Source organism: Streptomyces flavovariabilis (genome assembly GCF_000725785.1).
Lineage (GTDB): Bacteria > Actinomycetota > Actinomycetes > Streptomycetales > Streptomycetaceae > Streptomyces > Streptomyces hawaiiensis.
The window spans coordinates 419,427-445,264 of record NZ_JNXD01000001.1; the positions used below are offsets into that span (position 1 = coordinate 419,427).

The window sequence follows — 25,838 nt, forward strand, 5'->3', positions numbered from 1 at the left end:
ACTGCGTGACGATACTGTCACTAGTCGCCACCATGATTGGTGAAATACCGGGACAACGACCCTCACGCTCCGTGGTGAAGTGGTATAGCGCACTTTTTGTCCCGTATGTTCGCCGGGTCCCGCATACTGATACGACCCCACGCGCCGGGGAGAGGCTCGGCTAGCATGCTGCGCATCATGCGTTTCGGGCTGCTTCTCCTTAGCTGCCGCGGCGAGGGCCTGTAGTCGAGGCCGACTCCCTCCCCGCGGAGCTTGGTGCTGCGTCGTCGGCCGTCCTACCGGACACCCTCTGAGGAGCCCCCGCATCATGGCGAACCGCCAGCAGCCCAGTTCCATGCCGATCCACAAGTACGGCCGCTACGAGCAGGTCGACATCCCGGGCCGCACCTGGCCGGAGCAGCGCATCACCACCGCCCCCCGCTGGCTCTCCACCGACCTGCGTGACGGCAACCAGGCCCTGATCGACCCCATGTCGCCGGCCCGTAAGCGCGCCATGTTCGACCTGCTGGTCAAGATGGGCTACAAGGAGATCGAGGTCGGCTTCCCGGCCTCCGGCCAGACCGACTTCGACTTCGTGCGCTCCATCATCGAGGAGCCCGGGGCCATCCCCGACGACGTCACCATCTCCGTACTGACCCAGGCCCGCGAGGACCTGATCGAGCGCACGGTGGAGTCCCTGAAGGGCGCCAAGCGCGCCACGGTCCACCTGTACAACGCCACCGCCCCGGTCTTCCGCCGGGTCGTCTTCCGCGGGTCCAGGGACGACATCAAGCAGATCGCCGTCGACGGCACGCGGCTGGTCATGGAGTACGCCGAGAAGCTGCTGGGCCCCGAGACCGAGTTCGGCTACCAGTACAGCCCCGAGATCTTCACCGACACCGAGCTGGACTTCGCGCTGGAGGTCTGCGAGGCGGTCATGGACGTCTGGCAGCCCGGCCCGGGCCGCGAGATCATCCTGAACCTGCCCGCCACCGTCGAGCGTTCCACGCCCTCCACGCACGCCGACCGCTTCGAGTGGATGGGCCGCAACCTCTCCCGCCGCGAGCACGTCTGCCTGTCGATCCACCCGCACAACGACCGCGGCACCGCCGTCGCCGCCGCCGAGCTGGCCCTGATGGCCGGCGCCGACCGCGTCGAGGGCTGCCTGTTCGGCCAGGGCGAGCGCACCGGCAACGTCGACCTGGTCACCCTGGGCATGAACCTGTTCTCGCAGGGCGTCGACCCGCAGATCGACTTCTCCGACATCGACGAGATCCGTCGCACGTGGGAGTACTGCAACCAGATGGAGGTCCACCCGCGCCACCCGTACGTGGGCGACCTGGTCTACACGTCCTTCTCCGGCTCCCACCAGGACGCCATCAAGAAGGGCTTCGACGCCATGGAGGCCGACGCGGCCGCCAAGGGCGTCACCGTCGACGACATCGAGTGGGCCGTCCCCTACCTGCCGATCGACCCCAAGGACGTCGGCCGCTCCTACGAGGCGGTCATCCGGGTCAACTCGCAGTCCGGCAAGGGCGGCATCGCCTACGTCCTGAAGAACGACCACAAGCTGGAACTGCCGCGCCGGATGCAGATCGAGTTCTCCAGGCTCATCCAGGCGAAGACGGACGCCGAGGGCGGCGAGGTCACGCCGAAGGACATCTGGGCGGTCTTCCAGGACGAGTACCTGCCCAACCCGGAGAACCCGTGGGGCCGGATCCAGGTCAAGAACAACCAGTCGACGACCGACACCGACGGCGTGGACACGCTGAAGGTGGAGGCCACGCTGGACGGCCAGGACACCGTTCTGACCGGTTCGGGCAACGGTCCGATCTCGGCCTTCTTCGACGCCCTGCAGTCCGTCGGCATCGACGTACGCCTGCTGGACTACCAGGAGCACACGATGAGCGAGGGCGCCTCCGCGCAGGCCGCCTCCTACATCGAATGCGCGATCGGCGACAAGGTCCTGTGGGGGATCGGAATCGACGCCAACACCACGCGGGCCTCGCTGAAGGCGGTCGTCTCGGCCGTCAACCGCGCGGCTCGCTGACCAGCCGTACGGGTCCGCGGCCACCGGCCGCTCACCAACGCGGCAGGGGCTCCGTCCGCCGATGTCCGGCGGGTGGAGCCCCGTCGTATACCGGCCATTCCCTGTGGAGGTCACGGAAAGGTCTCCTCCGGGGTGCTGACTCCTCGTCGCTGATGTGGCTAACATCACGCAAGCACGGCGACGTTGCCGTGGCGTGACGGAGGTGCGACGTGCTGCCAGGACGGGGACGAAACGGCCATGCCGCCAGGCTTTCTCGCATCCTGGGCACCCGCACCGCGTGGACGGCCGCCGGTGACGGGGAGTTCTTCTGCCCCGGCTGCGGCGGCGACCGCAACTACCAGCGGCTGACCGGACAGCGCCGCTTCACCCTGCTCGGCCTGCCCGTGCTGCCCCGCGGCGAGACCGGCCCGGTCGTGGAGTGCGCGGCCTGCCGCCGCCACTTCGGCACCGACGTCCTCGACCATCCGACCACCACCCGCTTCTCCGCGATGCTCCGCGACGCCGTGCACACCGTCGCGCTCGCCGTGCTGGCGGCGGGCGGCGCCGGGTCCCGTACGGCACTGGAGGCCGCCGTCCTCGCCGTGCGCGCGGCCGGCTTCGACGACTGCACCGAGGAGCAGCTGGCCGCCCTCGTCGAGGCGCTGGAGGCGGACACCGGCCGGATCTCCGGCGAACCCTGCGGTGCGGGGCTGGCCATAGAACTGCACGAGGCACTGGACCCGCTCGCCCCGCACCTCGCGACCGCCGGCCGCGAGTCGATCCTGCTCCAGGGCGCCCGCATCGCCCTTGCGGACGGGCCCTACACCCCGGCCGAGCGCGATGTGCTGGCGACCGTGGGGGCAGCGCTCACGATCTGCTCCGACGACGTCACCCGGCTGCTGGCAGCGGCGGCCCGCACGCCTTCGTAGCGCACGCCCGCGTTACTCCCCGGGGAGTAGGAGCGCGGCCGGGACCGCCCCCCGCAGTAACCCTCGAATCGACCTCACGCCCGACGAAACGGCCCCCGCCCCACGGGAGTCTGGAGACCGATCCCAGACACCCGACCGGAGGGAGCCGTACACATGGCGGCCGTAAGGACGCGCACCGGGCGGAAGCGGGCCGTGCCCTGGGTGGTGGTCGGGCTGTGGCTCGCCGCGCTCGTGCTGGTCGGGCCGCTCGCCGGGAAGTTCGCCGACGTCCAGCAGAACCGGGCGGTCGACTACCTGCCCGACAGCGCCGACTCGACCCAGGTGGCGAGGATCCAGGACCGGCTGCCCGGCGGGGAGTCGACCGACCTGGTGCTCGTCTACCACCGGGACGGCGGGCTGACCGACGCCGACCGGCGCACCGCCGCCGAGCAGATCGCCGAGGTGAGCGGCGCCTACGACCTGACGGGGGAGCCGCGGGGCATCCCCTCGAAGGACGGCTCCACCCTGATGTACCCGGTCACCAGCACCCAGCCCGGCCAGGACGAGAAGGCCCGGGAGGCCTTCGTCGACGAGGTGCGGGACATCGCCGACGGCGACGGCGGGCTGAGCGTCGAGGTCGGCGGGCCCGGCGCGCTGAACACCGACATGGACAAGGTGTTCGGGACGCTCGACGCCACGCTGTTGCTCGCCACGCTCGCCGTCGTCACCGTGCTGCTCATCCTCATCTACCGCAGCCCCTTCCTGTGGCTGGTGCCGCTCGCCGTGGCGGGGGTCGCCGCCACCGTGTCGATGGCCGCCGGATACGGGCTGCACGAGCTGTTCGACGTCACCGTCACCGGGCAGAGCGGCGGCGTGATGACCGTGCTGGTTCTCGGCGCCGGCACCGACTACGCGCTGCTCCTCATCGCCCGCTACCGCGAGGAACTGCGGCGTCACGAGCGGCCGTACGACGCCATGCGCGCCGCCCTGCGCGGCTGCGGGCCGGCGATCCTCGCCTCCTCGGGGACGGTCGCGGCCGGGCTGCTGTGCCTGCTCGCCGCCGACCTCAACAGCAGCAGGGGCATGGGCCCGGTCGGCACGATCGGGGTGCTCGCCGCGCTGGTCGCCATGACGACCCTGCTGCCGGCCGTCCTGGTGCTGCTGGGACGGCGGATCTTCTGGCCGCTGATCCCGGCCTTCGGGAGTGAGCCGAAGGCCCGGCGGTCGCTGTTCGCCGCGATGGGCACCTCGGCGACGCGGCGGCCCGTCACCGTGCTCGTGGGCGGTGCCGCGCTGCTCGGTGCGCTCGCGCTCGGCACGCTGAATCTGTCCGGGAGCATCAAGCAGGAGGACTCCTTCACCGAGCGGCCCGAGTCGATCACCGCGATGCAGACGCTGGCGCGGGAGTATCCCGAGCGCAGCAGCCGGCCCGTGACGGTGATCGTGCCCGAAAAACAGGCCGAGGCGGCGGCCGGCAGGGCCCGTACGACCGAGGGCGTCGCCGAGGTGGCGGCCGGCCGCAGCGGCGCGGGCTGGACCGAGATCGCCGTCTTCACCACCGCGGCCCCCGAGACCCCGGCCGAGACCCGGACCATCGAGACGCTGCGGGCCGGGCTCGATCCCCAGGGCGCGTACGTCGGCGGACCCAGTGCGCAGCAGATGGATCTGGCCGAGAGCGAGTCGCGGGACCGGAAGGTGATCGTGCCGCTGGTGCTGGGGGCCGTGTTCGTCATCCTGGTCGGGCTGTTGCGCAGCCTCGTCGCGCCGTTGCTGCTGCTGGCGGCGGTGGTGGCGGTCTGGGGCGCCGCTCTCGGTATCGGCGGGCTGGTGTTCGAGCCGGTGTTCGGGTTCGCCGGGAACGATCCCGGGCTAGGGCTGCTGTCCTTCGTGTTCCTGGTCGCCCTCGGCGTCGACTACGGCATCTTCCTGATGCACCGGATGCGGGAGGAGTCCGTGCGCGGGGCCGAGCCGGAGGCCGCGGCGCTCACCGCGCTGCGGACGACCGGAGGGGTCATCGCCTCGGCGGGCGTGGTGCTCGCGGCGACGTTCGCGGTGCTGACCACGCTGCCGATGGTCGGGCTGGTCGAGCTCGGGTTCGTGATCGCGGTAGGGGTGCTGCTGGACACGTTCCTGGTGCGTACGTATCTGGTGACCACGGCGAGCGTGCTGCTCAAGCGGCGGATGTGGTGGCCCGGGAGGCTCTCCCGCGCACCGGAGCGGACGGCCCCGCCGGAGGAACGCAAGCCCGTGGCCGCGAACGCCCCCTGACCGACCGACGGCGCCCCTCCTCTCCCGGAGGGGCGCCTTTCTGGCCGAGGATGTTGCCCGTGCAGGCACCCACCACAGCATCGAACACCTGGTCGCGGCACGCCGAGCGGTACATGGCCGCGGTCAACCGGGACCCCTTGACCGCCCCGCATGCGCTCCGCAACGACGCGCTGCTCGCCGTTCTGGCGGCCGCGCTCGCCGTCGCGCTCGCGCTGCTCGTCGACGACGGCCACAGGCCCGACGCGCTCGGCTGGGCCCTGCTGCTCGTCTCTCACGTGCCGCTGGTGTGGCGCCGCCGCCGTCCGGTGCTCGTCCTGCTCGCCGTGGTGGCGTGCGTCTTCCCCTACCACTTCCTCGGCTACGCGCACACCGCGGGCACCCAGGCCGCGTACGTCGCCCTCTACACCGTCGCCGTCACCGGCCGGGCGCTGCGCACCGTGCTGGTCGGCATCGGCGTCATCACCCTGTCGGTGGGCGTGATGCTCACCGTCAGCGCCCACGAGGCGCTCGGACTGCTGAAGGCGTCCGGCTGGGTCGTCGCCGTGCTGTTCCTCGGCGTCGACGTGCGCTTCTACCGCCGGTACGTCACCTCGATCGTGGAACGCGCCGAACGGGCCGAACGCACCCGTGAGGAGGAGGCACGGCGGCGGGTCGCCGAGGAGCGGCTGCGGATCGCCCGGGACCTGCACGATCTGCTCGCCCACACCATCACCCTCATCGGCGTGCAGACCTCCGTCGCCGCCCATGTGCTGTCCGCCGACCCGGAGCGGCTCGACCGGAAGACGGTGGCCAAGGCCCTCGACGACATCGCGGAGACCTGCCGCAGCGCCCGCGGCGAACTCCGTACGACCCTGGAGGTGCTGCGCGAGGACGGCCCCCCGGAGGCCCGCGGCCCGCTGCCCGGCCTCGACGGGCTGCCCGACCTGGCCCGGGCCGCCCGGCTGGCCGGCGCCCGGGTCGAGCAGACCGTACGGATACGGCAGGCACCGCCCGCCGTCGGCGCCGCCGCCTACCGCATCGTGCAGGAGGCCCTGACGAACGCGGTACGGCACGCCGGACCCGAACCGGCCGTCCACGTCGAACTGGACGAGCGGCAGGGCGCCCTGCACCTGTCGGTCCGCGACGACGGCACCGGACCCGCCCCGGGCGGCACCCCGGGCTTCGGACTCGTCGGGATGCGGGAGCGGGCCCGCAGCGTCGGTGGCACACTCGACGCCGGACCGCGCACCGGGGGCGGATTCGTGGTGACCGCGGTTCTGCCGCTGACCACGACGGGGGAGAGGAACGGATGACCATCCGAGTGCTGCTCGCGGACGACCAGACCCTGGTACGGGAGGCGTTCGCGATGCTCGTGGAGTCGGCCCGGGACATGGAGGTCGTCGGTCAGGCCGCCACCGGCCGGCAGGCCGTCGAGCTGGCCCGCGGCGCCCGCGCCGACCTCGTGGTGATGGACATCCGCATGCCCGACCTGGACGGCATCGAGGCGACCCGGCTCATCGCCGCCGACGAGAATCTCGCGGGCGTACGGGTGCTCGTCCTCACCACGTACGACACGGACGAGAACATCGTCGACGCCCTGCGGGCCGGCGCCTCCGGCTTCCTGGTGAAGGACACCAGGCCGGCCGAACTCCTCGACGCCATCCGCACGGTCGCCGCCGGGGAGTCCCTGCTGTCGCCCGGCCCCACGGCACGGCTGATCGAACGGTTCCTGCGCAGCCCCTCCGCACCGGAGACCGGCGGACCCGAGTGCCTGTCCGGCCGGGAGCGGGAGGTGCTCGCGCTGGTGGCGCGCGGCCTCAACAACACGGAGATCGCCGACGCGTTGCGCCTGAGCCCGCTCACCGCGAAGACCCATGTCAGCCGCATCATGGGCAAGCTGGGGGCCCGGGACCGGGCGCAGCTGGTCATCGTCGCGTACGAGTCCGGAATGGTGACGCCGGGGAGCGTCTGACGGACCGGCACCAGACGCCTCGTTCAGAGCAGTCCGGCCGCCGCGAGGTACTTGCCGACCTGCTCCACCTCGTCCGGTGACAGCGGGATCTGCGGCTCCGCCGTCGCCGGACAGTCGATCACGCCGCGCAGGTGCAGCGCGGTCTTGAAGGCGCCGATCGCCGAGGAGTTCGGGCCCATCCGGGCCGGGTCGCCGACGCTCACCATGCCGAACAGGGCGCACAGACGCTCCTGTTCGATGCGGGCCTCGTCCCAGTCCCCGGCCCGGCACAGGCCGTCCAGGCGGACGTAGCCGTGCGGGTCGACGTTGCCGAGGCCGGGCACCGCACCGTCCGCGCCGATCGCGAGGGCGGCGTCGACGATCAGCTCGGAGCCGGTCAGCACGCTGAAGCCGGTGATGCCCTGGTGTTCCCGGGCGCCGGTCACGACCTGGCGGAAGGCGGCCAGGTCGCCGCTGGAGTCCTTCAGCCCGGCCACGACTTTGTCGGCGGCCAGCTCCAGGACCACGTCGGCCGGCAGCTTCGTGTGGACGGCGACGGGAAGGTCGTAGGCGATGACCGGGACCGGGCTGGCCGCGGCGATCGTGCGGTAGTGGCGGGCGATCTCCGCCGGGTGGGTGCGGGCGTAGAACGGGGCGGTGACGACGACCGCGTCCGCGCCCGCCGCCGTCACCGACGCCACATGGTCCAGGACGCGGGGCGTCGTCATGTCGATCGCCCCGGCCAGCACCGGGAGCTGCCCGCCCACATGGCCCGTCACCGACTCGACGACCAGCCTGCGCTGCCGGTCCGGCAGATACGCGGCCTCCGAGGTCGAGCCGAGCACGAACAGCCCGTGCACCCCGCCGGCCACGAGATGGTCGACGAGCCCGGTCAGCGAGGGGACGTCCACCTCGCCGTCCGGTGTCAGGGGCGTGCAGACGGGCGGGATGACACCGGTCAGCGGAGTGAAAGTCATGGAGCCTCCATCGGGTCGCGCCGGTGGACGAGGTCGCGGGTCGACTCGTCCTCCAGGACAGGATGGTGGCAGCGGAAGCGGTGCGCGGGTGCCGACGCGGCGGAGAAGCCCGGCATCTCGTCCGCGCACGTCCCGTCCGCCTTCCAGCAGCGGGTGCGGAACGGGCAGCCGCTCGGCGGGCGGGTCGCCGACGGGACAGGGCCGGCCAGCGGGATCGGCTCGATCGGGTCGAGCAGGCCGGGTGTGGCGGAGAACAGGGCGCGGGTGTACGGGTGCCGGGCACGGTCGGTGACCAGGGCGGCCGGGGACTCCTCCACGATCCGGCCCAGATACATGGTGATCACACGGTCGCTCATCCGCCGTACCGTCTGGATGTCGTGCGAGACGAACACCAGGGCCAGACCGAGGTGTTCCTTCAGGTCCAGCAGCAGGTTGAGGATCTGGGCCCGGACCGACACGTCCAGGGCGCTCGTCGGCTCGTCCGCCACGACCAGGGCGGGGTCCAGCGCCAGCGCCCGGGCGATCGCGACGCGCTGGCGCTGCCCGCCCGACAGCTGGGCCGGCAGGGCGTCGGCCAGGGCCCGGGGCAGACCCACGAGGGACATCAGCTCCCGGACTCTGCCGGCACGTCGGTTCTTCGTGCCCCGGTCGTGCACATCCAGTGGGTCCCGCAAAATCTGCCGGACGGTGAGGCGGCGGTTCAGGGCCGTCGACGGGTCCTGGAAGATCATGCCGATGCCGCCGCCGACGGCCCGGCGGCGCTCGGCGGCCGGCATCGCCCACAGGTCCCTGCCCCGGAACGACACCGTCCCCCGGGTCGGCGGCTGCACCCCGACCAGCACCTTGGCCAGCGTCGACTTGCCGCAGCCGGACTCGCCGACCACGCCGACGGTCTCGCCGGGCGTGATCGCCAGGTCGGCACCGGTCAGGGCGTACACCCGGTCGCGGGTGAAGAGGCCGCCGCTGCGGGCCTTGTGGACGACATGGATGCCGGACAGCTCGACGAGGGTGCTCATGACACCGCCTCGGTCTCGTTCGTCGCGAGCACTGTGGCCGGGTGGTGGCAGGCCGCCGTATGAGCCGGAGTACCGGCCGGAAGGGGAGCCGTGGTGCGGCAGACCGCGCTCGCCCGCGGACACCGGCCGGCGAACCGGCAGCCCGCCGGGAAGTCCGCCGGGGAGGGCACCACGCCCTTGATCTGCGTCATCCGCTCCTGCGCCGACTCCAGCGACAGCACGCTGCCGAGCAGCCCGCGCGTGTAGTGATGCGCCGGGGCCTCCACCAGGTCGGCGGTCACACCCGTCTCCACGATCTGCCCGCCGTACATCACCACCACCCGGTCGGTGACGTCCGCGACCAGTGCCAGGTCGTGCGAGACGAGGATCAGCGCGAAGCCGAGCTCCTCGCGCAGCCGCAGCAGCAGCTCCATGACCTGCGCCTGCACGGTCACGTCGAGGGCGGTCGTCGGTTCGTCGGCGACGATCAGTTTCGGATCGCGGGACAGGGCCATCGCGATCAGGACGCGCTGCCGCTGCCCGCCGGACAGCTCGTGCGGATAGCTGCGCAGGGTTCGCTCGGGATCGAGGCCGACCATCGTCAGCAGCTCGGCGGGACCGCGGTGCCCGCCGCGCCGGACGACCTGCCGCAGCTGGGCGCGGATCGTCATCGCCGGGTTCAGCGACGACAGGGCGTCCTGGTAGATCATCGCCATCTCGTGGCCGAGCAGCCTGCGGCGTACGCGCATCGGCTCGGCGAGCAGGTCCCGCTGGTGGAAACGGACCTGGCCGCCGATCCGCGCCCCCTTCGGCTGCAGACCCATGATCGCCAGCGCGGTGAGGGACTTGCCGCAGCCCGACTCGCCGACCAGCCCCAGCACCTCGCCGGGGTGCACCTCGAAGCTGATGCCGTCCACGATGTCGACGCCGCCGTGCCGCTGGTCGAAGCCGATGGCGAGGTTCTCCACCGCGAGCAACGGCCGGCCGTCCCGGGGCAGATGACGGGCCCGGGCCCGCAACCGGCGCGCGGCCTCCGCCAGACCGGGCAGCCGCACGACCTCCCCGCTGCCGGGCTCCGGTGCCTCGAGCCGGTCGTCGTCGTCCGGTACGTCCACCTCCCGGGCCGACGGGGCCGCCCACGCGTCGGACACCCCCTCCGACAGGATGTTCAACGACAGCACCGTCAGCAGCATCAGCAGCCCGGGGAACACCGTCGCCCACCAGCCGCCGGTCAGCACCATGTTCTTGCCGTCCGCGATGACACTGCCCCAGGACGGGTCCGGCGGCCGCACCCCCGCTCCGATGAAGGACAGCGACGCCTCGAAGACGACCGCCTCGGCGACCTGCACCGTGCAGAACACCAGGACGGGCGCGGCGCAGTTGACGGCCACGTGCTTCAGCACGATGTGCGGGGTCCGGGCGCCGATCACCCGTTCCGCCGTCACGTAGTCCTCGCCGTACTGGTCGAGGACGTTCGCCCGGACCACCCGCGCCACGGGCGGGGTGAACAGGAACGCGATCGCGCAGATCAGCACCGTGATACCGCCGCCGAACACCGCCACCAGCACGGCGGCGAGCGCGATGCCCGGGAACGCCATCACGACGTCCAGGCACCGCATCAGCGTCTCGTCGACCGCCTTGCGCGAGGTCGCCGCGACCGCCCCGAGCAGCGCACCGGCCACCAGCGCCAGCGCGGTGGCGCCGAGCCCGATCGCCAGCGACCAGCGCGCCCCGTACATCAGCCGGCTGAGGATGTCCCGGCCGAGGCTGTCCTGGCCCATCCAGTGCCCGGCGGACGGATGCCCGGTGCCGTCGACGGGCGGCTGCTGGTCGAGCGGGTCGTGCGGGGCGAGGAGCGGGGCGAGCAACGCCGTCAGGACGACGACCGCCAGGAAGCAGACGGCGATCTTCGACAGCGGCGGCAGCCTGCGCCAGCCGCGCAGCCGGACACCGGGGCGGGACAGCGCCTCGGTCAGGCCCTTCCGGGTCGTCATGCGGGTCGTCATGTGGTCGCATCCCTCAGTCGCGGGTTGACCAGCAGGTACAGGACGTCGATGACGAGGTTCACCACGACGAAGCCGGCCGCCGTGGTCAGCACGACGCCCTGGACGACGGCCGGGTCGCCGTTCTTCACGGCGTCGATCATGAGCTTGCCCATGCCGGGCAGCGAGAAGATCGTCTCGATGACGACCGCGCCGCCCAGCAGGTATCCCACGCGCAGGCCGAGCACCGTGAGCGGGTTGATGAGCGCGTTGCGCAGCACGTTGCGCCCCACGACCACCCGCGGCGGCAGGCCGCTCCCGATCGCCGTCCGCACGTAGTCCTTGTCCAGCTCCTCCACCACGGCCGTCCGCACGATCCGGGTCAGCTGTGCTGCCACCGGAAGGGAGAGGGCGAGCGCGGGGAGCGTCATCGTCTTCAGCCAGCCGGTGAAGGAGTCCGCCGGGTTGATGTAGCCGCCGGTCGGGAACCAGCCCAGGTCGACGGCCAGGTACTGGATCATCAGCAGTGCCAGCCAGAAGCCGGGCGCGGCGACGCCGGTCAGTGACACGATCCGGATGATCTGGTCGGGCAGCCGGTCCCGGTGGATCGCCGCGGTCACGCCGCCCACGAGGGACAGTACGACCGCGATGCCCAGGCCGAGGAACGTCAGCTGGAGGGTGAGCGGCAGCGCGGTCGTGACCTGGTCGATCACCGGTGCCCGGGTCAGCGCGCTGGTGCCCAGGTCGCCGTGGAGCAGGTCGGCGACGAAGTCCACGTAGCGCTCGGGCAGCGGGTCGAGCAGGCCGTGTTCCTCCCGGAAGTCGTGCAGTTGCCGGGGTGTCGGGTTGGCGCCCTGGAAGAACGCGGACGCCGGGTCGACGTCCGAGAACCGCATCACCAGGAACACGAACAGCACGATGCCGAGCATCAGCGGCACGAGCAGGGCGACGCGGCGGAGCAGGATCCGCAGGACGGCCGTCATGCCGCTAGGCCCACCTGGCCCGGAGGAGGTTGATGCCCGGGTACGGCTGTGCCCTTATCCCGCTGAGCCGCGCCGGGTTCCAGGCCGTCATCAGCTCGTTGTGGACGACCGGGTAGAGCACGGCCTGCTCGGCGACGACGTCGATGTAGTCCTGGACGATCGCCTTCTTCTTCGCCGGGTCGGGCTCCCGGGTCGCCCGGTCCATGTCCTTGAAGAGCTGCTTGGCGACCGGGTCGGCGGCCCACCGCGTGTACCGCATCCAGAGGTTCTCGGGCCCGTAGTTGTAGTGCATGATCAGGTCGGCGTCGAGGCCGAACTGGTTGGGGTTCGAGGCGGCCGCCACGACCTGGTAGTCCTGCTTCTGGTCCATCTTCGTGAAGACGGCCGTGGTCTCCTGCGGGGACAGGGTCGTCCGCACGCCGATCGCGTCCCAGGACGCCTTGATGGTCGGCAGACAGTCGACGATCCAGCTGACGTTCACGGCCAGGATCTCGATGCTCAGCCCCTTGACCCCGGCCTCTTTCAGCAGGGCCCTCGCCTTCTCGGGGTCGTGGTCGTAGACGGTCTTCGCCCGGCGGTAGGACGGGTTGGCCTCGTCGAGGAAGGAACTGGAGGGCTTGCCGTGGCCCTTGAGGGCGACCTCCACCATCTTCCCGGTGTCGATGGCGTAGTGCAGGGCCTGGCGCACGCGCACGTCGTCGAAGGGCTTGTGCCGGGTGTTGAACATCAGGAACAGGTTGTTCATCCCGGCCCCGCCGGCGACGGTGAGCCCGCCGCTCTCCAACTGGCCGATGTTGGCGTACGGGATGTTGTCCGCGATGTGCGCGCCCGCGCTGGATCCCGAGATCTTCGCGACGCGGGGGGCCGCGTCCACGATCGTCAGCCAGTTCATCTTCCGGAAGGCGGGCTTGCGGGGGCCGTTGTAGCCGTCGAACGCCTCGAAGGTCGTGTTCGACTTCGGGTGGTGCGCGGTCTGCCGGTACGGTCCCGAGCCGATGGCCTTGCCCTTGATGGCCTCGTCCCAGCCGCCCGGCCGGGAGAACACGTGCTTCGGCATGATCTTGGCGAGCGTCAGCCGCGAAAGCCCGTCCGGGAACGGGAACCTCAGCACCAGCTCGACGTTCCGCGCGTCGATCTTCCGGGCCTCCTTCAGCCAGCTCGCGAAGAAGCCCTTGGCGAGGGTCTGGGTGCCGGGATCGAGGATCCGCTGGAAGACGAACACGACGTCGTCTGCGGTGACGGGCTTGCCGTCATGGAACGTCGCCCCCGCCCGCAGAGTGAACTTCCAAGAGGTGCTGTCCGGATCCTCGGGCACCTCGGTCGCCAGTGCCGCGTACGGCTCACGGGAGATCGGATCCGTGTCCAGCAGCCCCTCGTAGATGTGGTGGTTGGCGGCCATGCAGAACGCGGACGCGGTCTGGGTGGGGTCCCAGCTGCCGTCGTTGCCGTAGCCGATCACCGCGGTGAGGGTCCGGTCCTGACCGCTGCCCGTGCCGGTGTCGTTGGTGGACTCCGGACCGGCCGAACACGCCGGCACCGACGCGGAGACGGCTGCCGCGCCCAGTGCGCCGGTGTACTTCAGGAACGACCGGCGGTGCGGCGCCGGCACGTCGGGGGTCACGTCGCGCACGGGTCCTCCAGCGAGGTCTGGGGGGAAGGGACGGGCAGCGGAGATACGACGTCCTACGTCCTGCGGTCAGCGCGACGATAGGAGGGGCCGTGGGGGCGGTCAAGGGATCGCACACGAATGGCCCATCCGCCAGAGGCCGGACCGATGGCACCGCACGACGGCAGGAGTTGACGGTGTACCAGGGCAGGTCCGGGCGGGCCGGGAGTCGCGGGAGGTGGGCCGGTTCCGCCACCGGGCGGGCGGACCCGGCGCATGATGAGGGCGTGAGCGAGCTGTGGAACGAGAGCGATGCCGGCGTCCTGCGACTGCCGTCCGGCCGGCTGGTCCGGGGCCGGGGCCTGCGCCACCCCCTGGACCCGACCGCGCCCCGCCCCTCCTTCGGCGTCTACCTGCTCGGCCGGCAGCCGCCCGACGTCCCCTGGGAGTCGGCTTGGATCCGCTGGCCCGACTTCCGCCTCCCCTCGGACCGGGCGGCCGCCCGCGCGGTGCTGGCCGGCGTAGGGGAACGGGCCGCCCGTGAGCGGGTGGAGATCGCCTGCGGCGGCGGACGCGGCCGCACGGGCACGGCCCTGGCCTGCCTGGCGGTGCTGGACGGGGTGCCGGGGGCAGAGGCGGTGGGGTTCGTCCGACGGCACTACGACCGGCACGCGGTGGAAACGCCCTGGCAGCGGAGGTACGTGCGCCGGTTCGGCGAGGGATGAGCCCCGCACCGGGAGCCGGGGGAGGCGTTCCGCGCGGTGGCCCGCCGGTACGGGGGCGGCGGGCCACCGCACCGCTCACTCGCAGTAGACGTCGGATCCGGGCCGCTTCCCGGTGGCCAGGAAACGGGAGACGATCCGGTCGCCGCAGGCGTTGCCGTTGTCGAGGTAGGAGTCGTGGCCGGTGGAGTTCACGGTGACCATGACAGCCCGGTCGCCGAGGGCCCGGCGCAGCTTGCGGGCACCGGCGAGCGGGGTGGCGACGTCCCGCTCGTTCTGCACGAGCAGGATGTTCGAGGGTCCGCGGCCGGTGATCCGTACGGCCGGTTCCCTCGGTTCGTACGACAGGGCGGCGCACACCATCGGGCCGCGCGGCATGCCCGCGGTGAGCGGGTACTCCACCCGGCTCTTGTCGACGTCCTTCTGGTACACGGCGGCGGACCCGGGCCAGTCGACGTCGTTGCAGATGGTGCCGACGGCGACCGCGGCGACGTTCTGGAGCACCGACTCGGGCGGCGACTGGGGCGCGGGCGGCACGGTGCCCTTGCGGGCGGCCAGGATCGTCTTGGCCAGCTTCGGGTAGTCATCGGGGTCGTAGAGGCTGGTCAGCATGGTCTGGCGCAGCGTGTTGCCGTCCAGGTGCGGCGGGTTGACGCCGGGCCAGGGAAGGGGATGGCGGTCCAGCCGGGCGGCGAGGCGCAGGAAGCCGGAGCGCACCTCGGCGGGGGTGCGGGCGAGCCGGTGCGGATTCCCGGGCCGGGACGCCCACTTGGCGAACTCGGGGAAGTTGTCCTCGACACCGACCTCGAAGGCGGCCAGCCAGCCGCGGGTCACCCGGGTGGGGTCGGGATCGTCGTTGCTGTCCAGCACGATGCGGTCGGTACGGTGGGGGAACAGCTGACTGTAGACGGCGCTGACGTACGTGCCGTACGAGACGCCCCACGCGGAGATCTTCCGCTCTCCGAGCGCGGCCCGGACACGGTCGAGGTCACGGGCCTCGTTGGCGGTGCTGATGTGCCGGATCAGCTCCCCGCCGTTGCGGGCGCAGGCCTGGGCCGTACGCCGGGCGGTGGCCATGTTCTCGGCGACGGAACCGTCCGGGGCGGGCCAGGGCAGGAGCCTGGTCATGCCGAGGTCGGCGGGGTCGAGCCCGCAGTCGACGGCGGTGGAGGGCGCCATCCCGCGCGGCGCGAACCCGATGAGATCGTAGGCGTCCCGCACCTTCTGCGGCAGCTTCTGCCCCTTGCCGGAGGGGTCGGAGAGGCTGTCTCCGCCGGGACCGCCCGGGACGAGTAACAGCGCGCCTCGCCGCGTGGACGGTTTCTCGCTGGGGATCCGGGAGACGGCGATCCGGACCTCCGGGCTGTCCGGGTCGGCGTAGTCCATGGGGACGCCGACGGTGGCGCACTGCTGTCTGGGGTCGAGGCCGGGGGCGGTGCACTTGGTCCAGTCGAGGCGGTCGGGTGGGGCGGCGGACGCCCCGCCGGGCCCGGCAAGCCCGAGAACCGCACCGGCGGCGGCGACCAGCGCCGCGAGTTTCGTGATCTGCTTCATGCCGAGCAGCCTGGCCGACTTCGGCGGACGGCCACATCCGGGTAACTCCCGACTGTCGCAGGGGGATTACCCCCAGGGGTTCGGGGTGGCGGGCTGAGGTGCGGGTGGGCGACGGGGCGGCGCCGGCCGCAGCATGAAGACGTCGATCGCGTCCTGTGTCTCCACCGTGAAGCCGTGGCGTTCGTAGAGGCGGCGGGCCGGGCTGCCCTGGAGGACGTTCAGGCGGACGACGTCGCCGGTCGTGTCCGTCCTGTTCAGGAGGGTTGCGAGGACCGCCGAGCCCAGGCCCTGGCCCTGGAGGCCCGGGCTGAGGTAGAAGTGCTCCAGCCAGTGGCCGTCATCCCGGGGGCGCAGGGTGACGCTGCCCGCGAAGGCGCCGGCCGCCATGATGATCGAGGTGTGCCGCGGGGAGAAGCCGTCCCGAAGGCGCTGCCTGACCCGGTGCGCGTCGTAGCGGCCCAGCCGCTCCAGGTCCGGGCGCATCACCACGGCCCGTAGTTCCGCTATCGCCTCGACATCCGCCGATCGCGCGGGGCGCATGCCCCATTCCGGCTCCGAAGGCCCCTCTGACGCTTCCACGGACGGATTGTCTCAACGGCCGTCGCCATACCGCTTATCGGCATCGGCGTCACCGGCTTTCCGTGAAGCGCAACCGATAACGCCGGTTTACCGCGTTCGGTGCCGAACCCCTTTGTGCCGCGCCGCAGTTGTAGGGCACAGACCCTTCCCGAGTGTAGTCGCGGAGCGTCACCGTCAAGGCGCGAAGAGTGAAACCGCAAAAGGAGGGGGAGCACGGTGGAGGCACGACACTCGGCGCTCTGCGCCGAAGAAGCGGAGGACGCGGTGAAAGAATTGCGGGCAGAACTCGCCAAGGCCGGAATCATCATGCCCTCACGGGGACTTGACCCGGTGAGTTTTGCGCGGGAAGCGCCCTGCCCGCTCATCGCATTGGGCCCGTGTTCCGTACGGACCGCCCGGCGGCTCGCGGCGGTGCGGCGATGAAGCCTCCGGTCGGCGCGTATGTCGTGGACACCCGCAGCGGTCGCATCGGCATCGTGATGGGCCATGAGGGGCCCTACGTGCAGCTGAGGCCGTACGGGGGCGGCAGGGAGTGGGACGCCGACCCCGGAGCCGTCCGGCACGCCACCCCGGCCGAGCGGCTGCGCGCGGCGACCGCGTACGCCAACGCCCGCAGCAGGGGCGAGGTCCCTTGACGTGACGACCCTGCCAGAATGGCTCCATGAGTCTGTTCCGCGACGACGGCATCGTGCTGCGCACCCAGAAGCTGGGTGAGGCGGACCGGATCATCACGCTGCTCACGCGCGGTCACGGACGGGTACGCGCGGTAGCCCGGGGCGTGCGCCGGACGAAGTCGAAGTTCGGTGCGCGTCTCGAGCCGTTCTCCCACGTCGACGTGCAGTTTTTCGCCAAGGGGAGCGAGCTCGTCGGACGGGGGCTGCCGCTGTGCACCCAGAGCGAGACCATCGCGCCGTACGGCGGCGGCATCGTCAGTGACTACGCCCGGTACACGGCCGGGACCGTCATGCTGGAGACCGCCGAGCGGTTCACCGACCACGAGGGCGAGCCGGCCGTGCAGCAGTACCTGCTGCTGGTCGGAGGGCTGCGGACCCTCGCCCGCGGCGAGCACGCGCCGCATCTCGTGCTCGACGCGTTCCTGCTCCGGTCCCTCGCCGTCAACGGGTACGCCCCGAGCTTCACCGACTGCGCGAAGTGCGGGATGCCCGGGCCCAACCGGTTCTTCTCGGTAGCGTCGGGCGGTTCGGTCTGCGTGGACTGCCGCGTGCCCGGCAGCGTCGTACCCTCGCCCCAGGCCCTGGAACTCCTCGGCGCCCTGCTTACGGGAGACTGGGAGACCGCGGACGCGTGCGAGGCGCGCTACGTCCGGGAGGGCAGCGGGCTGGTGTCCGCGTATCTGCACTGGCACATGGAGCGCGGCCTGCGCTCCCTGCGCTACGTCGAGAAGTAGCGCGGCGGCAGGGCAGCGAAGACACGGCAGCAGCGAAACAAGCGAGCACGAGGAGACGAGAAACACATGGCCGTACGCGGGATCCTGGGGCGCCAGCGCCGGGAGTACAGGACGCCGGAGCCGCACCCGTCCGGCGCGCGGCCCCCGAAGATCCCCGGGGAGTTCGTACCGCAGCATGTGGCGATCGTCATGGACGGCAACGGCCGCTGGGCCAAGGACCGGGGCCTGCCACGCACCGAAGGGCACAAGGTCGGTGCCGAGCGCGTGCTGGACGTGCTCCAGGGGGCCGTCGAGATGGGCGTGGGCGCCATCTCCCTGTACGCCTTCTCCACCGAGAACTGGAAGCGCTCGCCCGAAGAGGTGCGCTTCCTGATGAACTTCAACCGGGACTTCATCCGCAAGACCCGGGACCAGCTGGACGAGCTGGGTATCCGGGTGCGCTGGGTCGGGCGGATGCCGAAGCTGTGGCGGTCCGTGGCCAAGGAGCTCCAGATCGCCCAGGAGCAGACCAAGGACAACGACCGGCTGACCCTGTACTTCTGCATGAACTACGGGGGCCGGGCCGAGATCGCCGACGCCGCCAAGGCGATGGCGGAGGACGTGAAGAGCGGCAGGCTCGACCCGTCCAAGGTCAGCGAGAAGACCTTCGCGAAGTACATGTACTACCCGGACATGCCGGACGTGGACCTGTTCCTGCGCCCCAGCGGTGAGCAGCGCACCTCCAACTACCTGATCTGGCAGAGCGCCTACGCCGAGATGGTCTTCCAGGACGTGCTGTGGCCGGACTTCGACCGGCGTGACCTGTGGCGGGCCTGCCTGGAGTTCGCCTCGCGGGACCGGCGCTTCGGCGGGGCCGTCCCGAACGAGGAACTGCTGGCCGTGGAGGGCGAGCAGCCGTAACGAGCAGTGGCCCGGCAGCCCCTCCGGTGGCAGCCGGGCCGCTACGACCTCATCCTGCGCGTCGGCGGCGCCGTGACCCTGACCTCCACGGCCCTGTCCCTCCTCGCCCGCCACAGACTCGCCCCCCGGGGCCTCACCCCAGGGGCGCGGGGAACGGCGCGACAAGCCACAACGCACCCGCAGCCGGCAACGACGCTGCGCCACCCATCCCAGGGGCGCGGGGAACTGCGCAAACCACCCCCACGCACCAGCAGCCGGCAACGCGGCCTCACCCCCGCGGCGGGAAGCGACACCGGCTCAACCGCCGGAGGCCCCCGCACAGTCGGCGCACGTACCGAAGATCTCCACCGTGTGGGCCACGTTCACATAGCCGTGCTCGGCGGCGATGGACTCCGCCCACTTCTCCACGGCCGGGCCCTCGACCTCGACGGCCTTGCCGCAGCTTCGGCACACGAGGTGGTGGTGATGATCGTCGGTGGAACAACGCCGATACACCGACTCGCCGTCGGCCGTGCGCAGGACGTCGACCTCGCCGGCGTCGGCGAGGGACTGCAGGGTGCGGTAGACCGTGGTGAGCCCGACCGAGTCGCCCTTGTGCTTGAGCATGTCGTGCAGTTCCTGCGCGCTGCGGAACTCGTCGACCTCCTGCAGGGCCGCCGACACAGCGGCCCGCTGCTTGGTGGCGCGGCCCTTCACGGACGGTCCAGCGGTCGTCACCGTTGCCTCCTCACGTCTGCCTTGCCCGGGCCATTGTGCCAGCCCGGGGTGGGGGCGGTCAGACGCCGACTTCGTCTGCTGCCGCCCGGCTGCCCGGGATGGCGCATTCGGCGGGGTCGGCCGTCCCGTTCGCGGCCGCCGCCGAGCGGGCGCGGCGGCGGGCCAGCGGGGCCGCGAGCGCCGTCAGCACGATGAACGCGCCGATGGTCAGCAGCACGATCGTCGCGCCGGGAGGCACGTCCTGGTAGTACGAGGTGACCGTGCCGCCGATCGTCACGCTCACACCGATGGCCACGGCGATCGCGAACGTCGCGGCGAAGCTGCGGCCGATCTGCTGGGCGGCCGCGACGGGCACCACCATCAGCGCGCTGACCAGCAGCAGGCCCACCACGCGCATCGCGACGGTCACCGTGACGGCCGCGGTGACCGCGGTCAGCAGGTTCAGGGCGCGCACCGGCAGGCCCGTCACCCGGGCGAACTCCTCGTCCTGGCTGACCGCGAACAGCTGCCGGCGCAGGCCCAGGGTGACCAGCACGACGAAGGCGGCCAGGACGCAGATGGCTGTGACGTCCGACTCGGACACCGTCGACAGGGAGCCGAACAGGTACGACGTCAGGTTGGCGTTGGAGCCCGTCGGCGCGAGGTTGATGAACATCACACCGCCGGCCATGCCGCCGTAGAACAGCATCGCGAGGGCGAGGTCGCCGCGGGTCTTGCCGTACCAGCGGATCAGCTCCATGAGGATCGCGCCGAGGACGGAGACGAGGGTCGCCATCCACACCGGCGACCAGGTCAGCAGGAAGCCGAGGCCGACGCCGGTCATCGCCACGTGGCCGATGCCGTCGCCCATCAGGGCCTGGCGGCGCTGGACCAGGTAGATCCCCACGGCGGGGGCTGTGATGCCGACCAGGACGGCGGCGAGCAGGGCCCGCTGCATGAAGGCGTAGTCGAGGAAGTCCATCAGCTCAGCAGTCCCGTGCGGATCGGTTCGGCGCCCGCCGGTGCGTGCGGGTGCACGTGGTCGTGGCCGGGAAGCGCGTGCTGCCCGACGGCCTCCGGGGGCGGGCCGTCGTGGACGACGCAGCCGTCACGCAGGACGACCGCCCGGTCGATGAGGGGTTCCAGCGGGCCCAGTTCGTGCAACACGAGCAGCACGGTCGTGCCCTGGGAGACCTGCTCGCGCAGCGTGTGCGCGAGAACCTCCTGGCTGGCCAGGTCGACACCGGCCATCGGCTCGTCCATGATCAGCAGTTCCGGCTCGGAGGCGAGCGCGCGGGCTATCAGGACGCGCTGGTGCTGGCCGCCCGAGAGGGCGTCGACCGAGTCCTTGGCCCGGTCCGCCATGCCGACGAGTTCCAGGGCCGCGCGCACGGCCGCGTGGTCCGCCTTGCGCAGCACGCCGAAGCGGGCCCGGGACAGGCGGCCGGAGGAGACCACCTCGGTCACCGTGGCGGGCACGCCGCCGGCGGCCGTGGTGCGCTGCGGGACGTAGCCCACGCGGTGCCAGTCGCGGAACCGCCCGCGGTCCGTGCCGAACAGCTCGATCTCGCCGGCGCCGGTCTGCACCTGGCCGATGATGCTGCGCACGGCGGTCGACTTGCCCGAGCCGTTCGCGCCGAGCAGGGCGACGACCTCGCCGCGGCGCACGGTGAGGTCGATGCCGCGCAGCACGGGGCGCGAGCCCAGGTCCGCGCGGACGCCGCGCAGGGATACGACGGGCTCGGTCATGCCGTCCTCCGATGGGTCGATCACTTGGCTCCCAGGGCCGCCTGAAGGGCCTTGAGGTTGGCTTCCATGACCTGGAAGTAGTCGTCACCGCGGGACTTGTCGGTGATGCCCTCGAGCGGGTCGAGGACGTCCGTCTTCAGATTCGCGTCGCGGGCGAGGGTCTTCGCGGTCTTGTCGGAGACCAGTGTCTCGTAGAAGACGGTGGTGACGCCGTCGGCCTTGGCCTCCTGCTGGAGCTCCCGGACCCGGGCGCCGCTGGGCTCGCTGTCGGGGTCGATGCCGGAGATGGCCTCCTGGGTGAGGCCGTAGCGCTCGGCGAGGTAGCCGAAGGCGGCGTGGTTGGTGAAGAAGACCTTGGACTTGGAGTTCTTCAGGCCGTCCTTGAAGTCGCCGTCGAGGCCCTTCAGCTTCGTGACCAGGGCCGCGGTGTTCTTCTTGTAGTCGGCCGCGTGGTCCGGGTCGGCCTTCTCGAAGGCCTTGCCGACGCCCTGGGCGATCTCGGCGTACTTCACCGGGTCGAGCCAGACGTGCGGGTCGCGGCCGTGCTCCTCCTCCTCGGCGTGGCCCTCCTCGCCCTCGTGGGTGTGGCCGCCGGTGCCGTGGTCCTCGAGGTGGGTCAGCGTGGCCGCGTCTATCTTCGTCTTGATGCCGGTCTGGCCGACGGCCTCGTCGACGGCGGGCTGGAGGCCCTTGAGGTAGAGCGCCGCGTCGGCCTCCTCCAGCTGCGCGCGCTGCTTGGTGCTGATCTCCAGGTCGTGCGGCTCCTGGCCGGGCTCGGTCAGGCTGGTGACGTTCGCGTGGCCGCCGCCGATCTGCTCGGCGAGGAACGCCATCGGGTAGAACGACGCGACGACGTCGAACTTGTCCGTGTTGCCCGAGGCCGCGCTGTCGCTGGAGCAGGCGGTCAGGGCGCCGAGGCCGAGAGCGGAGGCCAGGGCGGCGGGTATGAGGCGTCGTCGTACGTTCATGACAGTCATTTTCAACAAATATGGAAACCGTTGTCAACAAATGGCCTTGAGCTGGGCGTCCCGAGGGGGGCGGCGGCGGCCCGAGGGGGGAGCGATTTGATTGAGGGGGCGCCCCCGCCGGTAACCTGAAGCATTCGCTGGAAGCATCTCGCTTCGTCGCCCGTCGTCGTAATGAAGAGAGCACCGTGGCCGCCGACAAGATCGACACCATCGTCAGCCTGAGCAAGCGCCGGGGCTTCGTATTCCCCTGCAGTGAGATCTACGGCGGCCAGCGCGCCGCTTGGGACTACGGCCCCCTGGGTGTCGAGCTCAAGGAGAACCTCAAGCGCCAGTGGTGGCGCTACATGGTGACGTCCCGCGAGGACGTCGTGGGGATCGACTCGTCCGTGATCCTGGCCCCCGAGGTCTGGGTCGCCTCCGGTCACGTCGCCACCTTCACGGACCCGCTGACCGAGTGCACCTCCTGCCACAAGCGGTTCCGCGCGGACCACCTGGAGGAGGCCTACGAGGCCAAGCACAAGCGCCTGCCGGAGAACGGCCTGGCCGACGTCAACTGCCCCAACTGCGGCAACAAGGGCCAGTTCACCGAGCCCAAGCAGTTCTCGGGCCTGCTGTCCACCCACCTCGGCCCGACCCAGGACTCCGGCTCCGTCGCCTACCTGCGGCCCGAGACCGCGCAGGGCATCTTCACCAACTTCTCCCAGGTGCAGACCACCTCGCGCCGCAAGCCGCCGTTCGGCATCGCCCAGATGGGCAAGTCCTTCCGCAACGAGATCACGCCCGGCAACTTCATCTTCCGCACCCGCGAGTTCGAGCAGATGGAGATGGAGTTCTTCGTCAAGCCGGGCGAGGACGAGAAGTGGCAGGAGTACTGGATGGAGCAGCGCTGGAACTGGTACACCGGTCTCGGCCTGCGCGAAGAGAACATGCGGTGGTACGAGCACCCGAAGGAGAAGCTCTCCCACTACTCCAAGCGCACCGCCGACATCGAGTACCGCTTCCAGTTCGGCGGCAGTGAGTGGGGCGAGCTGGAAGGTGTGGCCAACCGCACCGACTACGACCTCGGTGCCCACTCCAAGGCGTCCGGCCAGGACCTCACGTACTTCGACCAGGAGGCCGGCGAGCGCTGGACTCCGTACGTCATCGAGCCCGCGGCCGGTGTCGGCCGCGCGATGCTGGCGTTCCTGCTGGACGCCTACATCGAGGACGAGGCCCCCAACGCCAAGGGCAAGATGGAGAAGCGCACCGTGCTGCGCCTCGACCACCGCCTTGCCCCGGTGAAGGTCGCGGTGCTGCCGCTGTCCCGCAACCCGGAGCTGTCCCCGAAGGCCAAGGGCCTGGCCCAGGCGCTCCGGCAGAACTGGAACATCGACTTCGACGACGCCGGCGCCATCGGCCGCCGCTACCGCCGCCAGGACGAGATCGGTACGCCGTTCTGCGTGACCGTCGACTTCGACACGCTCGAGGACAACGCGGTCACCGTCCGCGAGCGCGACACGATGAAGCAGGAGCGGGTCTCCCTCGACCAGATCGAGGGCTACCTGGCGTCCCGCCTGATCGGCTGCTGACCGCGTTTCGCCGTGCCGTGGTGCCGGGTCCCTCCTCGGAGGGGCCCGGCACCGCCGCGTTTCACAGGTCCAGGTCGACGTAGACCGCCGCGTGGTCCGAGGCGCGGTTCCGCTTCGAGGTGACCGTGTCGAGGGACTTGACGGCCGAGGGCGCCCAGATGCCGCGCCGCTCGGCCTCCACGTGCTGCACCTGCTCCCACGTCGACCGGTGGGGACGCCGAGGTCTCAGCGGTGCGGCGGATTGGTCCTGTAGCAGCGGGGCCGATTGGCCCTGTCGCCGGGGCGGGGGCCGCGCCAGGGTGACGGCATGAGCCTCGCCTTCCTGCTGACCACCCTCGTCGTCGTCGCCACGCCGGGCACCGGCGTCGTCTACACCCTCGCCGCCGCACTCTCCCGGGGGCGGCGCGCGAGTGTCGTCGCGGCCGTCGGCTGCACGCTCGGGATCGTGCCGCATCTGCTGGCCACGGTCACCGGCGTGGCCGCGCTGCTGCACGCGAGCGTGACCGCGTTCCAGGTGCTGAAGTACGCGGGTGTCGCCTACCTGCTGTACATGGCGTGGGCGACGGTGCGGGACAAGGAGGCCCTCGTGGTGGAGGAGCCGGAGGCGGCCCCCGCAGTGCCGGCGCGCCGGGTGATCGTGCGCGGGGTGCTGATCAACATCCTCAACCCGAAGCTGACGATCTTCTTCTTCGCGTTCCTGCCGCAGTTCGTCGGCCCCGGGGAGCCGCACGCGGTGCTGCGGATGGCGGGGCTCGGCGGGGTCTTCATGCTGGCGACCTTCGTCGTGTTCGCCGCGTACGGGGTGCTGGCAGCGTCGGTGCGCCGGCATGTCGTGGGCCGGCCGCGGGTGACGGCCTGGCTGCGGCGGGGCTTCGCGGGCTCCTTCGTGGCGCTGGGGGCGAAGCTGGCGTTCACGGCCCGGTAGTCGCGGATGCCGAGCGGGGCTGAGGCGCGCCCAAAGGGCTGACAAGTATCGAATGACAGATATTGAAATCTGTCAGCTGTCATGGCATGGTGGAGGGCATGACGATGCGAACCCGCCCCCTCGGAACCACCGGCCCCCTGGTCTCCGCCCTCGGTCTCGGCTGCATGGGCATGTCCGCCCTGTACGGCGAGGCGGACCGGGCCGAGTCTCTCGCGACCCTCCACGCGGCGCTCGAAGCGGGCGTCACCCTGCTCGACACCGGCGACTTCTACGGCATGGGCCACAACGAGATGCTGATCGGCGAGGCCCTGCGCGCCGCTCCCGCCGCCCGGCGCGAACAGGCCCTGGTCAGCGTGAAGTTCGGCGCCCTGCGCAGCCCGGACGGCAGCTGGCTCGGCTACGACGGCCGGCCCGCCGCCGTGAAGAACTTCGCCGCCCACTCCCTCCAGCGCCTCGGCGTCGACCACATCGACGTCTACCGCCTCGCCCGCCTCGACCCGGACGTGCCGATCGAGGAGACGGTCGGCGCGATAGCCGAGCTCGTCGAGAAGGGCTACGTACGGCACATCGGCCTGAGCGAGGTCGGTGCCGAGACGATCCGCCGGGCGGCGGCCACGGCACCCATCTCCGACCTCCAGATCGAGTACTCCCTCATCTCCCGCGGCATCGAGGAGGAGATCCTGCCCACCACCCGCGAGCTGGGCATCGGCATCACGGCGTACGGCGTGCTCTCCCGGGGCCTGATCTCCGGCCACTTCACCGCCGGCCGGCAGCTCGGCCCGGGCGACTTCCGGGCGATGTCGCCGCGCTTCCAGGGCGACAACCTCCGGCACAACCTGAACCTCGTCGAGGCGCTGCGGAAGATCGCTGAGCAGAAGGGCGTCAGCGTCGCGCAGATCGCCATCGCCTGGGTGCTCTCCCGCGGCGAGGACATCGTGCCCCTCGTCGGCGCCCGCCGCCGCGACCGGCTCACGGAAGCGCTGGGCGCGCTGGGCGTGACGCTGGAGACGGCCGACCTGGCCGCGATAGAGGAGGCCGTACCGGCCGGTGCCGCCGCCGGCGACCGGTACCCGGCAGCCCAGATGGCGCACCTCGAAAGCTGAACCGGGCTT

The 25,838-nt window shown here is 71.3% G+C and carries 25 protein-coding genes; 13 read left to right on the forward strand and 12 right to left on the reverse strand.

Features of this window, described 5'->3' with window-relative positions; all coding sequences use genetic code 11:
- Positions 1-307: 307 nt before the first annotated feature.
- The 5 genes from leuA (at position 308) to IO24_RS0101855 (ending at position 7,135) form a co-directional block, all read left to right on the forward strand.
- On the forward strand, positions 308-2,029 hold the full coding sequence (leuA, locus tag IO24_RS0101835) for a 2-isopropylmalate synthase (RefSeq protein WP_031131033.1): 1,722 nt from the start codon (positions 308-310) through the stop codon (positions 2,027-2,029).
- 209 nt (positions 2,030-2,238) lie between these two features.
- Positions 2,239-2,937: a tellurite resistance TerB family protein gene (locus IO24_RS0101840; protein WP_031131035.1), complete on the forward strand. Its 699-nt coding sequence runs from the start codon at positions 2,239-2,241 to the stop codon at positions 2,935-2,937.
- 153 nt (positions 2,938-3,090) lie between these two features.
- Positions 3,091-5,184, forward strand: a complete 2,094-nt coding sequence (locus tag IO24_RS0101845; protein WP_031131037.1) for an MMPL family transporter — start codon at positions 3,091-3,093, stop codon at positions 5,182-5,184.
- A 50-nt stretch (positions 5,185-5,234) separates the two neighbouring features.
- Positions 5,235-6,476, forward strand: coding sequence for a sensor histidine kinase (locus IO24_RS0101850; protein ID WP_031131039.1), 1,242 nt, complete (start codon positions 5,235-5,237; stop codon positions 6,474-6,476).
- Positions 6,473-7,135: a response regulator transcription factor gene (locus IO24_RS0101855; protein WP_031131041.1), complete on the forward strand. Its 663-nt coding sequence runs from the start codon at positions 6,473-6,475 to the stop codon at positions 7,133-7,135. Before IO24_RS0101850 ends, IO24_RS0101855 begins: the two co-directional genes overlap by 4 nt.
- Before the next feature lie 23 nt (positions 7,136-7,158).
- Here the strand turns inward: IO24_RS0101855 and IO24_RS0101860 are convergent, their stop codons facing one another.
- The 5 genes from IO24_RS0101860 to IO24_RS0101880 are packed head-to-tail and all read right to left on the reverse strand — an operon-like array spanning position 7,159 to position 13,681.
- A complete protein-coding gene (locus IO24_RS0101860) occupies positions 7,159-8,091 on the reverse strand; it encodes a dihydrodipicolinate synthase family protein (RefSeq protein WP_031131043.1) in 933 nt (310 codons plus the stop codon).
- Positions 8,088-9,107, reverse strand: a complete 1,020-nt coding sequence (locus IO24_RS0101865) for an oligopeptide/dipeptide ABC transporter ATP-binding protein (protein WP_031131045.1) — start codon at positions 9,105-9,107, stop codon at positions 8,088-8,090. Before IO24_RS0101865 ends, IO24_RS0101860 begins: the two co-directional genes overlap by 4 nt.
- The gene (locus tag IO24_RS0101870; RefSeq protein ID WP_420823197.1) at positions 9,104-11,092 is read right to left on the reverse strand and encodes a dipeptide/oligopeptide/nickel ABC transporter permease/ATP-binding protein; all 1,989 of its coding nucleotides are present in this window, start codon (positions 11,090-11,092) and stop codon (positions 9,104-9,106) included. The genes IO24_RS0101865 and IO24_RS0101870 overlap by 4 nt, the downstream gene beginning before the upstream one ends.
- Positions 11,089-12,051: an ABC transporter permease gene (locus tag IO24_RS0101875; protein ID WP_031131049.1), complete on the reverse strand. Its 963-nt coding sequence runs from the start codon at positions 12,049-12,051 to the stop codon at positions 11,089-11,091. The genes IO24_RS0101870 and IO24_RS0101875 overlap by 4 nt, the downstream gene beginning before the upstream one ends.
- A 4-nt stretch (positions 12,052-12,055) precedes the next feature.
- A complete protein-coding gene (locus IO24_RS0101880; RefSeq protein ID WP_031131050.1) occupies positions 12,056-13,681 on the reverse strand; it encodes an ABC transporter substrate-binding protein in 1,626 nt (541 codons plus the stop codon).
- Between the two features lie 263 nt (positions 13,682-13,944).
- Here IO24_RS0101880 and IO24_RS0101885 point away from each other — a divergent pair, with 263 nt between their 5' ends.
- Positions 13,945-14,382: a protein-tyrosine phosphatase family protein gene (locus tag IO24_RS0101885; protein ID WP_031131052.1), complete on the forward strand. Its 438-nt coding sequence runs from the start codon at positions 13,945-13,947 to the stop codon at positions 14,380-14,382.
- Positions 14,383-14,457: 75 nt separating this feature from the next.
- On the opposite strand, the gene IO24_RS0101890 is transcribed toward IO24_RS0101885, so the two are convergent.
- Positions 14,458-15,933, reverse strand: a complete 1,476-nt coding sequence (locus IO24_RS0101890; RefSeq protein WP_031131054.1) for an alpha/beta hydrolase — start codon at positions 15,931-15,933, stop codon at positions 14,458-14,460.
- A gap of 66 nt (positions 15,934-15,999) precedes the next feature.
- The gene (locus IO24_RS0101895; RefSeq protein WP_031131056.1) at positions 16,000-16,473 is read right to left on the reverse strand and encodes a GNAT family N-acetyltransferase; all 474 of its coding nucleotides are present in this window, start codon (positions 16,471-16,473) and stop codon (positions 16,000-16,002) included.
- A 255-nt stretch (positions 16,474-16,728) separates the two neighbouring features.
- Here IO24_RS0101895 and IO24_RS46175 point away from each other — a divergent pair, with 255 nt between their 5' ends.
- The 4 genes from IO24_RS46175 (at position 16,729) to IO24_RS0101910 (ending at position 18,820) form a co-directional block, all read left to right on the forward strand.
- Complete coding sequence (locus IO24_RS46175; protein ID WP_078898792.1) at positions 16,729-16,935, forward strand: hypothetical protein; 207 nt, start codon at positions 16,729-16,731, stop codon at positions 16,933-16,935.
- On the forward strand, positions 16,932-17,147 hold the full coding sequence (locus IO24_RS0101900; RefSeq protein ID WP_030836519.1) for a hypothetical protein: 216 nt from the start codon (positions 16,932-16,934) through the stop codon (positions 17,145-17,147). Before IO24_RS46175 ends, IO24_RS0101900 begins: the two co-directional genes overlap by 4 nt.
- Before the next feature lie 26 nt (positions 17,148-17,173).
- Positions 17,174-17,920 carry a DNA repair protein RecO gene (recO, locus tag IO24_RS0101905; RefSeq protein WP_003990109.1) on the forward strand — a complete coding sequence of 249 codons (747 nt, stop codon included), beginning with the start codon at positions 17,174-17,176 and terminating at the stop codon, positions 17,918-17,920.
- 66 nt (positions 17,921-17,986) lie between these two features.
- Positions 17,987-18,820 (forward strand): isoprenyl transferase, encoded by an 834-nt coding sequence (locus IO24_RS0101910; protein ID WP_031131061.1) that lies wholly within the window; start codon positions 17,987-17,989, stop codon positions 18,818-18,820.
- Positions 18,821-19,117: 297 nt separating this feature from the next.
- Here the strand turns inward: IO24_RS0101910 and IO24_RS0101915 are convergent, their stop codons facing one another.
- Genes IO24_RS0101915 through IO24_RS0101930 form a run of 4 tightly spaced genes read right to left on the reverse strand, consistent with a single transcriptional unit; the run spans position 19,118 to position 22,233 of the window.
- Positions 19,118-19,537: a Fur family transcriptional regulator gene (locus tag IO24_RS0101915; protein ID WP_031131063.1), complete on the reverse strand. Its 420-nt coding sequence runs from the start codon at positions 19,535-19,537 to the stop codon at positions 19,118-19,120.
- Between the two features lie 58 nt (positions 19,538-19,595).
- Positions 19,596-20,498, reverse strand: a complete 903-nt coding sequence (locus IO24_RS0101920) for a metal ABC transporter permease (RefSeq protein WP_031131064.1) — start codon at positions 20,496-20,498, stop codon at positions 19,596-19,598.
- Complete coding sequence (locus IO24_RS0101925; protein ID WP_031131065.1) at positions 20,498-21,265, reverse strand: metal ABC transporter ATP-binding protein; 768 nt, start codon at positions 21,263-21,265, stop codon at positions 20,498-20,500. Before IO24_RS0101925 ends, IO24_RS0101920 begins: the two co-directional genes overlap by 1 nt.
- A 20-nt stretch (positions 21,266-21,285) precedes the next feature.
- Positions 21,286-22,233: a metal ABC transporter substrate-binding protein gene (locus IO24_RS0101930; protein WP_031131066.1), complete on the reverse strand. Its 948-nt coding sequence runs from the start codon at positions 22,231-22,233 to the stop codon at positions 21,286-21,288.
- A 185-nt stretch (positions 22,234-22,418) separates the two neighbouring features.
- Here IO24_RS0101930 and IO24_RS0101935 point away from each other — a divergent pair, with 185 nt between their 5' ends.
- Positions 22,419-23,801, forward strand: a complete 1,383-nt coding sequence (locus IO24_RS0101935) for a glycine--tRNA ligase (RefSeq protein WP_031131068.1) — start codon at positions 22,419-22,421, stop codon at positions 23,799-23,801.
- A gap of 61 nt (positions 23,802-23,862) precedes the next feature.
- On the opposite strand, the gene IO24_RS47085 is transcribed toward IO24_RS0101935, so the two are convergent.
- Positions 23,863-23,991, reverse strand: coding sequence for a hypothetical protein (locus tag IO24_RS47085; RefSeq protein WP_267886804.1), 129 nt, complete (start codon positions 23,989-23,991; stop codon positions 23,863-23,865).
- Positions 23,992-24,108: 117 nt separating this feature from the next.
- Here IO24_RS47085 and IO24_RS0101945 point away from each other — a divergent pair, with 117 nt between their 5' ends.
- Positions 24,109-24,726: a LysE family translocator gene (locus IO24_RS0101945; protein WP_031131069.1), complete on the forward strand. Its 618-nt coding sequence runs from the start codon at positions 24,109-24,111 to the stop codon at positions 24,724-24,726.
- Positions 24,727-24,824: 98 nt separating this feature from the next.
- Complete coding sequence (locus tag IO24_RS0101950; protein WP_031131071.1) at positions 24,825-25,829, forward strand: aldo/keto reductase; 1,005 nt, start codon at positions 24,825-24,827, stop codon at positions 25,827-25,829.
- Positions 25,830-25,838: the final 9 nt, after the last annotated feature.